The 11,840-nt window shown below is 68.9% G+C and carries 11 protein-coding genes; 10 read left to right on the top strand and 1 reads right to left on the bottom strand.

From position 1 onward, the window contains the following. Window positions 1-45: 45 nt before the first annotated feature. From cysM to RM531_RS00195, 10 genes are read left to right on the top strand one after another with little or no spacing between them, the layout of a single operon-like run. Window positions 46-936 (top strand): cysteine synthase CysM, encoded by an 891-nt coding sequence (cysM, locus tag RM531_RS00150; protein WP_311656368.1) that lies wholly within the window; start codon window positions 46-48, stop codon window positions 934-936. Continuing rightward, on the top strand, window positions 933-1,568 hold the full coding sequence (locus RM531_RS00155) for a 3'-5' exonuclease family protein (protein ID WP_311656370.1): 636 nt from the start codon (window positions 933-935) through the stop codon (window positions 1,566-1,568). The genes cysM and RM531_RS00155 overlap by 4 nt, the downstream gene beginning before the upstream one ends. Next, the gene (gene rlmD, locus RM531_RS00160; RefSeq protein ID WP_311656372.1) at window positions 1,565-2,896 is read left to right on the top strand and encodes a 23S rRNA (uracil(1939)-C(5))-methyltransferase RlmD; all 1,332 of its coding nucleotides are present in this window, start codon (window positions 1,565-1,567) and stop codon (window positions 2,894-2,896) included. The genes RM531_RS00155 and rlmD overlap by 4 nt, the downstream gene beginning before the upstream one ends. Window positions 2,897-2,904: 8 nt before the next feature. Beyond that, complete coding sequence (locus tag RM531_RS00165) at window positions 2,905-3,387, top strand: CYTH domain-containing protein (protein ID WP_311656373.1); 483 nt, start codon at window positions 2,905-2,907, stop codon at window positions 3,385-3,387. Continuing rightward, window positions 3,377-3,874 carry a L,D-transpeptidase family protein gene (locus RM531_RS00170; RefSeq protein ID WP_311656374.1) on the top strand — a complete coding sequence of 166 codons (498 nt, stop codon included), beginning with the start codon at window positions 3,377-3,379 and terminating at the stop codon, window positions 3,872-3,874. The genes RM531_RS00165 and RM531_RS00170 overlap by 11 nt, the downstream gene beginning before the upstream one ends. Then, the gene (gene nagZ, locus RM531_RS00175; protein ID WP_311656376.1) at window positions 3,871-4,893 is read left to right on the top strand and encodes a beta-N-acetylhexosaminidase; all 1,023 of its coding nucleotides are present in this window, start codon (window positions 3,871-3,873) and stop codon (window positions 4,891-4,893) included. The genes RM531_RS00170 and nagZ overlap by 4 nt, the downstream gene beginning before the upstream one ends. Beyond that, complete coding sequence (locus RM531_RS00180) at window positions 4,887-6,068, top strand: mechanosensitive ion channel family protein (protein WP_311656378.1); 1,182 nt, start codon at window positions 4,887-4,889, stop codon at window positions 6,066-6,068. The genes nagZ and RM531_RS00180 overlap by 7 nt, the downstream gene beginning before the upstream one ends. Continuing rightward, window positions 6,055-6,618, top strand: a complete 564-nt coding sequence (locus RM531_RS00185) for a hypoxanthine-guanine phosphoribosyltransferase (RefSeq protein WP_311656379.1) — start codon at window positions 6,055-6,057, stop codon at window positions 6,616-6,618. The genes RM531_RS00180 and RM531_RS00185 overlap by 14 nt, the downstream gene beginning before the upstream one ends. Beyond that, window positions 6,615-7,358 carry an S-methyl-5'-thioinosine phosphorylase gene (locus RM531_RS00190; protein WP_311656380.1) on the top strand — a complete coding sequence of 248 codons (744 nt, stop codon included), beginning with the start codon at window positions 6,615-6,617 and terminating at the stop codon, window positions 7,356-7,358. Before RM531_RS00185 ends, RM531_RS00190 begins: the two co-directional genes overlap by 4 nt. Continuing rightward, window positions 7,355-8,233 carry an SAM-dependent methyltransferase gene (locus RM531_RS00195; RefSeq protein WP_311656382.1) on the top strand — a complete coding sequence of 293 codons (879 nt, stop codon included), beginning with the start codon at window positions 7,355-7,357 and terminating at the stop codon, window positions 8,231-8,233. The genes RM531_RS00190 and RM531_RS00195 overlap by 4 nt, the downstream gene beginning before the upstream one ends. Here the strand turns inward: RM531_RS00195 and mfd are convergent, their stop codons facing one another. Next, window positions 8,234-11,701, bottom strand: coding sequence for a transcription-repair coupling factor (mfd, locus tag RM531_RS00200; protein ID WP_311656384.1), 3,468 nt, complete (start codon window positions 11,699-11,701; stop codon window positions 8,234-8,236). Window positions 11,702-11,840 lie beyond the last annotated feature (139 nt).

Here is an 11,840-nt window from a genome sequence, read left to right on the forward strand (position 1 = left end):
GGCTCGGGCAGTTAAGCCCCGGGCTCCCCTGCTAGAATTGCGGCCATGAATTACCCGACTCTGGAACAGTGCGTGGGCAACACGCCGCTGGTGCGGTTGCAGCGGCTGGTCGACGACGAGCGTGGCAATACCGTGCTGGCCAAGCTGGAAGGCGACAACCCGGCCGGTTCGGTCAAGGACCGCCCGGCCTACAGCATGATCCGCTACGCCGCCGAACGAGGGGATATTCGTCCCGGCGACACCCTGATCGAGGCCACCAGCGGCAATACCGGTATCGCGCTGGCGATGGTGGCAGCGATGCAGGGTTTTCGCATGCGCCTGATCATGCCGGAGAACATGAGCGAGGAGCGCCGCGCGGTGATGCGGGCGTTTGGCGCCGAGATCGTATCGGTGTCCGAATCCGAGGGCATGGAGGGCGCCCGCGATCTGGCCGACGACATGGCCGCCCGCGGTGAGGGCATGGTGCTCAACCAGTTTGCCAATCCCGACAACCCGCGTGCGCATTACGAGGGTACGGGCCCGGAAATCTGGCGCGACACCGACGGTGCGATTACCCATTTCGTCGCCTCGATGGGTACCACCGGCACCATCATGGGTGTGTCGCGTTTTCTCAAGGAGAAGAATCCGGACGTGCGCATCGTCGGCGTGCAGCCGGCCGGAGAGTCGCGTATCCCCGGCATCCGCCGCTGGCCGCAGGAATATCTGCCCCGCATCTTCGAGCCCGAGCGGGTGGACGAAGTGATCGACGTCGAGGCCACCGATGCGGAAAACACCATGCGCGATCTGGCCGCCCGGGAGGGCATCTTCGCCGGGCCGTCGTCGGGCGGGGCGGTCTGGGCCGCGCTGCAGCTGGCGCAGCAGACCGAAAACGCCGTGATTGCGGTGATCGTCTGTGATCGCGGCGACCGCTATCTGTCCACCGGGGTCTACGCTTGACCCAGGGGCCGGTGGTGGCCCTGGCCCTGGCCACCGCCCTCGATCCCGACGCGGCAAGACACCTGCATGATTTCGACGGCCTCGACGAGGCCGGTATCGAGCGCGCGGTTACCACCCTTTGTCAGCAGCGCCACGGCAACCGGGCGTTGCCGTGGCATCTGCAACGGCTGGATGCCGCTGCCTGGGTCACGGTCACGCCGGATGCGGCGCGGATTCATGCCGCGAGCGTCGCCGACGGACAGGCGGAAGCCGAGCTTCTGGAGCAACTGAATGCACTGCTGAGCGACGCCGCCGTTGTCGCCGCCTGGGCGGGTGAGCGAACCTGGCCGCTGCTGCGCGCCCGTGCCGCCCGTCATGGGCGCACCTCGCCCTGGCTCTGGCCGACTGGCGGCGATAATCCGACCCTGGTGGATGTGGCCGGCGGTTTCGGCCCCTTCGGGGACAGTCCGGCGCCGCCGCTGCGCGAATGGGCGGCGTTGCTCGGCGCGCCGCTCATATCGACGCAAGGTGCGGCCCCCTGTCAGCAGGAAGCGCTGGATACCGCGTACGCCCTGCTGGCACTGCAGGTAGCCCGTGGCGATCGCAGCCCGGCCGAGGTACAGGCCTGCCGTTCGGCGCTGGCCCGGGCATGAGCCGGAAATCGGCGCGCAGGGCCCCCGCCGGTCCGTTCGAATTGACGGTGGCCGACCTGGCAGCGGACGGTCGCGGTGTGGGCCGGGACGACACCGGCAAGACCGTGTTCGTGCCCGATTGTCTGCCCGGCGAACGCGTCACCTACCTGCGCAAACGGCAGCACCGCCAGCACGATGAGGGTCTGCTCGAGTCGGTGCTCGAGGCCGCGCCCGAACGGGTCACACCGCGTTGCCCGCACTTCGGCCTTTGTGGCGGCTGCGCCCTGCAGCATCTGGATGCCGAGGCGCAGGTGGCGTTCAAGCAGCAGCAGGTGCTGACCACGCTGGCCCGGGTGGGCGGGGTGATACCCGACCGCACCCTGCCGCCCGTCACCGGGGCTCGCTGGGGGTATCGCCGGCGGGCGCGGCTTGGCGCGAAGTACGTGGCCAAGAAGGGCGGCACCCTGGTCGGGTTTCGCGAGCGCGGATCGCCTTTCGTGGCCATGCTGGATGAATGCCACGTGCTGGTCCCGGCGGTGGGCCACCGTCTGACCGAACTGCAGACGCTGATCGATGGCCTGTCCATCCGCGAGCAGCTGCCGCAGATCGAGGTGGCTGCCGGCGACGATGTGACCGCCCTGGTCCTGCGGGTGCTGGCCACGCCCTCCGCGGCGGACCGCGAACAGCTTGCGGCCTTTGCCAAGGCAAACGATGTCGTCATCTATCTGCAGACCGGCGGGCTGGATACCGTCGCGCCGCTGCAGCCGCCGGCGCCGGCGCTGACCTACGATCTGCCCGAGTTCGATGTCCGGGTGACTTTCGAGCCCACCGATTTCGTGCAAATCCACGCCGAGGTCAACCGCGGCATGGTGTCGCAGGCGGTGCAGTTGCTCGAAGCCGGGCCGTCGGACACCGTGCTCGAGCTGTTTGCCGGCCTGGGCAACTTCAGCCTGCCCCTGGCACGGCGAGCGGGGCAGGTGATCGCGGTGGAGGGCGAGGCCGGTCTGGTGGCCCGGGCCCGTGCCAACGCGGCCGCCAACGGGCTCACCAACGTGGAAGCCCATGTGGCCGATCTGTTCGAACCCGCTGACGGGGCGGCCTGGCTCCACCCGCCGGCCGACCGGCTGCTGCTGGACCCGCCGCGGTCCGGGGCGCGGGAAATCCTGCCGGCAGCGGTGGCCAGCCGGCCCGGGCGCATCGTCTACTGTTCCTGTCACCCGGCCACGCTGGCCCGGGATGCGGCCACGCTGGTGAATGATTTCGGCTATCGGCTGGCCGCGGCCGGGGCGGTGGACATGTTTCCCCATACGGCGCACGTCGAGGCGATGGCGCTGTTCACCCGGGACTGAGCACAGCGATGGCGACCGAGATCGATCGCAAGTTCCTGACCGCGGACGAGTCCTGGCGTAACCAGGTAGAGAGTTCGCGGCTGCTGTGCCAGGGCTATCTCAACGATCCGGGCCGGGCGTCGGTACGGGTCCGGATCGACGGTGAGCAGGCCAACCTGAACATCAAGGCGGCGGTGAAGGGAGCCGCACGAGCCGAATACGAATACCCCATCCCGCTCGCCGACGCCCGGGCGATGCTGGCCGAGCTGTGCGTGCATCCGCCGGTGGAAAAGCGACGGCATCTGCTGCGGCACGGCGCGCATCTCTGGGAAATCGACGAGTTCGCGGGCGCCAATGCCGGTCTGGTGGTGGCCGAGGTGGAGCTGGGCGCGGTGGACGAGCCATTCGAAAAGCCGGCCTGGCTGGGATCGGAGGTCACCGAGCTGCGGCGCTATTACAATCATGCACTGGCAATCACGCCCTACCGCGACTGGCCGGCCAATGAGCGCTGAACACATCGACATCGATCTGACCCGGCAATCCCTGAGACTGCTCGATGGCGACGGCCGGATGCTGGCGCGCTATGCGGTATCCACCTCGAAGAACGGGGCGGGCGAGCAGGAGGGCAGCTTCCGCACGCCGCGCGGCCGGCATCGCATCCGGGCCAAGATCGGCGCCGGCGCCGCGCCGGGCACGGTATTTCGTGGACGTCGGCCCACCGGCGAGATCTACTCCGAGGCACTGGCCGCCGCCGAGCCCGGACGTGACTGGATTCTCACCCGCATCCTCTGGCTCTGTGGCGAGGAAGTCGGCCGCAATCGCCTGGGCGCGGTGGACACCATGCGCCGCTACGTCTATATCCACGGGTCGCCGGACAGTGCCCAGATGGGTCGGCCGGGGTCGATCGGCTGCGTGCGCATGCACAACAGCGACATCATCGAGCTGTTCGACCGGATTCCGGTCGGCATTCCGGTGAATATCCACGAGGGCGGCGCATGAGCACGCCCGGTCCCTTGATGATCGACGTGGCCGGTACCCGGCTGGATGCCTCGGACCGAGCCCTGCTGGCGGAACCTCTGGTGGGCGGGGTGCTCCTGTTTTCTCGCAACTTCGTCTCCGTGGCGCAACTCGGCGAACTGTGCGCCGCCATTCGCGAACTGCGCCCCGAGTTGCTGATTGCCGCGGACTACGAGGGTGGCCGCGTGCAGCGCTTCCGCGAGGGTATGACGCCCATTCCGTCCATGGGGACGATCGGCGCCCACCATGATGCGGATCCGCATGCGGCACGTGCCCTGGCGGCCGACTGCGGCCGGGTGATCGGCGCTGAACTGGCGGCGCTGGACATCGACCTGGCGTTCGCGCCCGTGCTGGACCGCGACTACGGCTGCTCCACGGTGATCGGTGATCGCGCCTTTCATGCGGACGGCGGGGTTGTCGCGGCACTCGGCGGCGCCCTGCGCGCCGGCATGGCGGAAGCCGGCTTGGCGGCTACCGGCAAGCATTTTCCCGGCCACGGCGCGGTGGTGGCCGATTCGCACGAGACGCTACCGGTGGACGAGCGGCCGCTGGCCGATCTCCAGGCCGATACGGCCCCGTTCGCGGCGCTGATCGAGACGGGGCTGGAGTCGGTGATGATGGCGCATGTGCGCTATCCGGCGGTCTGCGACGAGTTGGCCAGCCTGTCTTCCACCTGGATTGGCGGGCGGCTGCGCGGCGAACTGGGCTTCACCGGCGTCGTGTTCTGTGACGATCTGAGCATGGGCGGCGCTGCGGTAGTCGGCGACTACCTTACCCGCGCCCACAAGGCGCTCGCCGCCGGCTGCCAGATGCTGCCGGTCTGCAACAACCGCGAGGCCGTTCGCTCGCTGGTCGAGCAGTTGCCGCGGCCCGCGGATTTCGATCCGACCCCGTTGATGCGCCTGCGGCGTCGTCACGACATGACCATCGACGAATCCACGCTGGCGGCGGCGCGATCGCGCGTCACGGCGCTGGCCCGACCGGCAGACGGCCAATGTTAGAGACCCTCAGCAACGGGTGGATTGCCCTGGAGGATTTCCGGACCCGCTGGGGCGAGATCGCGGATATCTTCCTGGTCGTGCTGGCCGTGGTGGTGATCAATCTGATCCTGCGGTTGGCCTTCCGGCAGCTGGCAAAACGGGTGGAACACACCCGCAGCGTCTGGGATGACGCCATCTACGAAAGCCTGAGCGGGCCGCTGCGCGGCGCCGTCTGGGTGGGCGGGCTGTCGCTGGCGGCAAGCATCGGCAGCCCCGATCCGGAGTCGATCATCGGTACCTGGCTGCCGGACGCGCGGTTGGTGGCGTATGCGGGCATCGTCATCTGGTTCGTGCTGAGCCTGATCACGGCGGTGGAAAAGAACATGCTGGTGCACGCCGCGCGCCGCGGCGACCCGCTGGACGAAACCACCGCCGACGCCATCGCCAAGCTGCTGCGGCTGGCGGCGATGATCACCGGCGCGCTGGTGGTGCTGCAGACGCTGGGGGTATCCATTTCCGGCCTGCTGGCCTTCGGTGGCGTCGGGGGCATCGCGATCGGTTTCGCCGCCAAGGATGTCATCGCCAATCTGCTGGGCGGGCTGACCATCTACCTCAACCGGCCGTTTTCGGTGGGGGACTGGATCCGTTCGCCGGACCGGGACATCGAGGGGGTGGTCGAGGCGGTGGGCTGGCGAGCGACCTCGGTGCGCCGCTTCGACAAGCGGGCGCTGTACGTGCCCAATGCGGCGTTCACCACGATCTCGCTGGAAAACCCCTCGCGCATGACGCATCGGCAGATCAACGAGACCGTGGGTCTGCGCTACGAAGACTCGGCGTTGGTGGGGCCGGTGGTGTCCGATATCCGCGAGATGATCGAATCTCATCCCGACATCGACACCTCGCAGACGATTCTGGTCTACTTCAACCGCTTTGCCCCGTCCAGCCTGGAACTGTTCATCTACTGCTTCACCGTGACCACCGGCTGGGGCGATTTCCTGGCGGTCAAGCAGGATGTGCTGACGCGTTGCCATGACATCATCAGCGGACACGGCGCCGAGGTGGCGTTTCCGACCACCACGGTGCATCTTGCTCGCAACGATGATGATGACGCCGACGGAAAGATGGCGCGTGGCCGGCCGGGCACCGGCGCACCCAAGGATCCGGAACAGCAGGGAAGTACCGATGACGATGCATGACGAACGGCGCCGGGACGCCATGATGGTGCGTGAGCGGGCCGACTGCGTTTGCGACGCGGCGCAACTGGCCGACATCTACGACCGCATGGCCCGTGACATTACCGAAGTGCTGGCCGAGGCCAATCCCGTGATTCTCTGCGTGATGCTCGGCGGCCTGGTGCCGACCGCCGAAATCACCCGACGGCTGGATTTCCCCTTCGAATTCGATTATCTCCACGCCACCCGCTATCACGGCGAGACGCAGGGCGGGGAACTGGTGTGGAAGGTCAGCCCGAGCATCGACCTGGCCGATCGTGACGTGCTGGTGATCGACGACATTCTCGACGAAGGCACCACGCTGGAGGCCATTCTCGGGGCCCTGGCCGCCCAGGGCGCCCGCCGCGTGCGCACGGCGATTCTGCTGGAGAAATCGCATGCTCGGCGTGATCCGGCGCTGACGGTCGACTTCGTCGGCACCACCGTGCCGGATCGTTACGTATTCGGCGCGGGCATGGACTACAAGGGCTATTTCCGGCAGCTGCCGGCGGTCTACGCCGTCGCCGACACGTGAGCGCGCCGGTCGGGATCATCGGCGGCACCGCGCTGGCGGAGCTGGCCGAGCTGGAGGATGCTCGCGACCTGGATGCGCACACGCCCTATGGGCCGCCCTCCGGTCCGCTTCGGCGCGGCCGCCTGGCCGGGCGCGAGGTGGTGTTCCTGTTCCGCCATGGTCCCGGGCATCAGTTGCCGCCCCATGCCATCAACTACCGCGCCAACATTCGCGCGCTGGCCGATGCCGGGGTGCGCAGCGTGGTGGCGGCCGCGGCGGTGGGCGGCATCAGCGATGCGGCCGACGCGGGCCGGCTGGTGATTCCCGACCAGATCATCGACTACACCTGGGGCCGGGTGCACAGCTTTTCCGCCGATGGCGACGCGCCGCTGCAGCACGTGGATTTCACCGAGCCCTACGATCCCGCCGCGCGCGACGAACTCCAGCGGGCGGCCGAGGCCGCCGGCCTGGATGCGCTGGGTACGGGTGTGCACGGCGTCACCCAGGGTCCGCGGCTGGAAACCGCGGCCGAGATTCGCCGCATGCAGCGCGACGGCTGCGACATCGTGGGCATGACCGGCATGCCAGAAGCAGCTCTCGCGCGGGAGGCGGGGCTGGCCTATGCCTGCTGTGCGGTGGTGGTCAACCGCGCCGCCGGCCTGGGCGATGGCGCGATCCATGCGGAAATCGAGCGCCATCTTCGTAACGGGATGCAGGCGCTCGGCCGGGTGCTCACCGCCGCCGTCCCGCGGCTGGCGTGACCCTGCCGGTTCCCGACAGCGCCTCCGGCGCCCGCCGGGCGGTGGCGGCCTATTACCGCCAGACCCAGTGGCAGTACTACGGGCTGTGGAGCGGTCGCGGCACGCTGGCGCTGCACTACGGCTACTGGGAAGAGGGCGTGCGCACGCACGCCCAGTCGCTGGCGCGGCTCAACGCGGTGCTGGCCGATCGGGCCGGCATCGGTACGGGCGACCGCGTTCTCGATGCCGGTTGCGGCTGGGGCGGCTCATCCATCTGGCTGGCCCGCGAGCGTGGCGCCCGTTGCACCGGGGTGACACTGGAACGACATCAGGCCCGCATCGGCCGCACGATGGCGGCCAAGCGCGGGGTTGCCGGGCAGGTGGATTTCGCGCTCGCGGATTTCACCGGGCTGCCGTTCGCGGATGCCAGCTTCGACGTGGTGTGGGCGGTGGAAAGCGTCTGCCACGCCACGGACAAGTCGGTCTTTCTGGCGGAGGCGGCGCGCGTCCTGCGGCCGGGTGGGCGGTTGATCCTGTCGGATTTCTTCCGCGCCGAGGCCGCCATGGATGATCGCCGCGAAGCCCTGCTGCATGCCTGGGTCAGCCAGTGGGTGGTGCCGGATCTGGCCGAGTTGGAAGGCTTTGGCGAAAGCGCTCGCGAGGCCGGCTTCGGCGACGTGGTAGCCGACGACGTCACCGACCGTATCCGTCCCGCCGCGCGGCGCCTCTATCGCACCGGGTTGCTGACGGCGCCGCTGGCCGGGCTTTTCCGCCTGCTGCGGTTGCACAATGACTACCACCACGCCAACTGGCTGTCGTCGCTGCGCCAGTACCGGGCCCTGCAGGCCGGGGCCTGGCGCTACGGCATCGTCAGCGCCCGGAAGGCCGGCGCCTGATCAGCCGGCGTTACGGGACGCGGGCTGTGGCTCGTCGGCGGCACCCAGACGGTTGAGCAACTCGTCGACAATCTCGATGCGTTGTTGCGTATCCGGCATGTCGCGGAAGAAGGTCAGCTTCTGGTCGCCGTCCAGCCGGTAGCGCCGGCTGTCCGACTGCACCAGCGCGATCAGGCTGGCCGGGTCGATGCGGGTGGCCTTGCCGAAATGCAGCCGGCCCACGTCCGGGCCGGTCTCCACCTTGGCAATGCCCAACGGAGTGGCACGCAGCCGGAGGCGGGCGGCGTCGAACAGGTGCTCGGTTTCCTCGGGCAGCAGGCCGAAGCGGTCGATCAGTTCCACTTTCAGTTCGCGCAGGGCGGATTCGGCCGCCGCCGCACTGATGCGCTTGTACAGCACCAGCCGCACGTGCACATCCGGGATATAGTCCTCGGGCAGTAGCGTGCTGACGCCCAGTTCCACTTCCGTGGCCTGGGACAGGGCCTCGTCGAGTTCCGGCACCTCGCCGCGGCGATAGGCTGCCACCGCCTTCTGCAACAGTTCATGGTAGAGATCGAAACCGATCTCGGTCATCTGCCCGCTCTGATCCTCGCCCAGCAGTTCGCCGGCGCCGCGGATCTCCAGATCGTGGGTCGCCAGCGCGTAGCCGCTGCCCAGATCGGTGAGTGACGCCAGGGCATCCAGCCGCTTCTGTGCGTCGCCGGTCATGGCTTCCCGCGGCGGGGTGAGCAGGTAGGCATAGGCCCGATGATGGGACCGCCCGACCCGGCCGCGCAGCTGGTGCAGCTGGGCCAGCCCGAACTTGTCTGCCCGCTCCACCACGATGGTGTTGGCCGAGGGTACGTCGATGCCGGACTCGATGATGGTGGTGCACAGCAGGATGTCGAACCGCCGGTGATAGAAATCCAGCATCACCTGTTCCAGATCCCGTTCCCGCATCTGGCCGTGGGCGATGCGCACCCGGGCCTCGGGAAGAATCTCGTTGAGCTCGCGGCCGATGCGCTCGATGTCGCGCACCTCGTTGTGTAGGTAGTAGACCTGCCCGCCGCGGCGCAGCTCGCGCCGGCAGGCTTCCTGGATAAGCACGGTATCCCGGCGTGACACGAAGGTCTGGATCGCCAGCCGCTGCTCCGGCGGCGTGGCGATGATGGACAGATCCCGCAATCCCGCCAGGCTCATGTTCAGCGTGCGCGGAATCGGGGTGGCGGTGAGCGTGAGCATGTCCACCTGGGCCCGCAGCGACTTGATCCGCTCCTTGTGGCGTACGCCGAAGCGGTGTTCCTCGTCCACGATCAGCAGGCCCAGGCGCTTGAAGCGGGTGTCCTTCTGCAGCAGACGATGGGTGCCGATCACGATGTCCAGGCTACCGTCCTGGATGCCGGCCATCGTCTGGTCCCGCTCCCTGGCGGAGCGCAACCGGGACAGGGAATTGACCTTGACCGGCCAGTCGGCGAAGCGGTCGGCGAAGGTCTGGGCATGCTGCTGGGCCAGCAGGGTGGTGGGCACCAGCACGCACACCTGGAAGCCCGCCGATACCGCGGCAAAGGCCGCCCGCAGGGCGACCTCGGTCTTGCCGAAGCCGACATCGCCGCAGACCACCCGATCCATCGGCGTGGGCGCGGCCAGATCGGCCAGCACCTGTTCGATCGCGGTGAATTGATCCTCGGTTTCGGTGAACGGGAAGCCGGCGCAGAAACGGTGGTAGTCCGCCGCATCCGGCACCAGCGTCTCGCCCGGCTGCGCCGCCCGGCGGGCCTGCACTTCCAGCAGTTCGGCGGCCACGTCGCGGGCCTTTTTCGCGGCGCGCTGGCGGGCCTTGCGCCAGCGGTCGGCGCCCAGCCGGTGCAGCGGCGCGGTGTCGGCGTCAGCCCCGGTGAAACGGTGGACCAGATGCAGCGAGGTGACCGGGACGTAGAGCTTGTCGCCCTCGGCGTATTCCATCGCCAGGAATTCGGTTTCCACGCCGCCAGCGCTCAGACGGGTCAGGCCCAGATACCGACCCACGCCGTGATCCGCATGGACCACCGGCGAGCCCGGCGCCAGATCGGTGAGTTCGCGAATCGCGGTTTCGGGATCGCGGGTGGCCTTGCGGCGCTTGCGGGCCGGCGGCCGGCTGCCGGTCAGCTCCGGTTCCGCGATGATCGCCAGGCCGGGTAGCAGCACGCCGGCTTCCAGCGGCGCCGCGGTGACCGCCAGCCCGGCATCATCGGCCGCGAACGACTGCCAGTCCTCCACCCGGGCCGGGCGCAATCCCAGGCCCCGCAGCCAGTCGTGCATGGCCTCGCGCCGTCCCGGGGAATCGCCCGACACCAGCACGCGCCGATCGCCTTCGTGCAGGAAACGCATGAAGTTACGGCCGGTCTGTTCCTGGTCCGCTCCGCCCATGGCGGGCACCGGCTCGCAGGCGAACACCACGTCGCCAGCGCTGTCGTCCGCCCGGATGACCGCGGCGCTGCGGTCGCCGAGCCGCGTCTTCAGGTCATCCAGCGGGATGAAGGCCTGATCGGGGGCCAGCAGCGGCCGCTCGCTGTCCACCGAACGCTGTTCGTAGCGGTCCTCGATTTCCCGCCAGGCCCGATCCATCGCCGCGGGCACGTCACCGACTTCGGTGATCAGGGTGCGTTCGGGCAGATAGTCCAGCAGGCTGGCAGTCTGATCGAAGAATAGCGGCAGGTAGTATTCGATGCCGCCGGGCGGGATGCCGCGGCTGACCTCGCTGTAGATCATGCTCGCCGACGGGTCGCCGTCGAAGCGCTGGCGATAGCGCTGGCGGAAGGCGCGGATGCCGTCGTCGTCCAGCGGGAATTCCCGGGCCGGCAGCAGGCGGATTTCTTCCAGCCGGTCGGTGGAGCGCTGGGTCTCGGGGTCGAAGCGGCGGATGGATTCGATTTCGTCGTCGAACAGGTCCAGCCGCAGGGGCTCGCGCTGGCCCATCGGGAACAGGTCCAGCACCGCGCCACGCAGGGCGAACTCGCCGTGGGCGCGGACCTCGGAGACCGCCGCATAGCCCGCGGATTCCAGCCGCGTGCGCATGGCGACCGGATCCAGCGTTTCCCCGGTACGCAGGATCAGCACGCGGCCGTCGATGTATTCGGCCGGGGCCAGCCGCTGCAGCAGGGTGTCGGCGGCCACGATCAGCAGGCCGCGGCCCGCGCGCGGCAGGCGATGCAGGATCGATAGCCGCTCCGACACGATGTCCGCATGCGGCGAGAACACGTCGTAGGGCAGCGTTTCCCAGTCCGGGAAATGGTCGATCGGCAGGTCCGGCCCGGCGAAGTAGCGGGCCTCTTCCTCCAGGGTGTACGCGTGGTGCTCGTCGGCCACGACGGCCACGACGGGCCCGTCCCGGTCGCGGGCGAGATTGGCCAGCACCAGGGCCGGGGCACAGCCGGGCAGGCCGGTCCAGCGGGCGCGCTGACCGGGCGTCGGAACCGGCGGGGTCAGGGGATTTGGGGTGGTATCGGCCATGGTCGAAAGCGGCGCATTGTCGCACAGCGGCCGTGACGGCGGTGTGTCCGTCCGGGCCGGCCGGTTGTCATCGTCGGGTCAAGCGAGGCTCACAGACTGTCCGGGTCAAAGCGGCCCAGGCATCGGGGTCGGCCGCCCC

The organism is Spectribacter acetivorans, assembly GCF_031846305.1.
Lineage (GTDB): Bacteria > Pseudomonadota > Gammaproteobacteria > Nevskiales > Salinisphaeraceae > Spectribacter > Spectribacter acetivorans.

Excerpts from the sequence above, each read along its gene's own strand:
- cysM (WP_311656368.1), top strand. The coding sequence starts at position 46 with ATGAATTACCCGACTCTGGAACAGTGCGTGGGCAACACGCCGCTGGTG.
- rlmD (WP_311656372.1), top strand. The coding sequence starts at position 1,565 with ATGAGCCGGAAATCGGCGCGCAGGGCCCCCGCCGGTCCGTTCGAATTG.
- RM531_RS00165 (WP_311656373.1), top strand. The coding sequence starts at position 2,905 with ATGGCGACCGAGATCGATCGCAAGTTCCTGACCGCGGACGAGTCCTGG.
- RM531_RS00170 (WP_311656374.1), top strand. The coding sequence starts at position 3,377 with ATGAGCGCTGAACACATCGACATCGATCTGACCCGGCAATCCCTGAGA.
- nagZ (WP_311656376.1), top strand. The coding sequence starts at position 3,871 with ATGAGCACGCCCGGTCCCTTGATGATCGACGTGGCCGGTACCCGGCTG.
- RM531_RS00180 (WP_311656378.1), top strand. The coding sequence starts at position 4,887 with ATGTTAGAGACCCTCAGCAACGGGTGGATTGCCCTGGAGGATTTCCGG.
- RM531_RS00185 (WP_311656379.1), top strand. The coding sequence starts at position 6,055 with ATGACGATGCATGACGAACGGCGCCGGGACGCCATGATGGTGCGTGAG.
- mfd (WP_311656384.1), bottom strand. The coding sequence starts at position 11,701 with ATGGCCGATACCACCCCAAATCCCCTGACCCCGCCGGTTCCGACGCCC.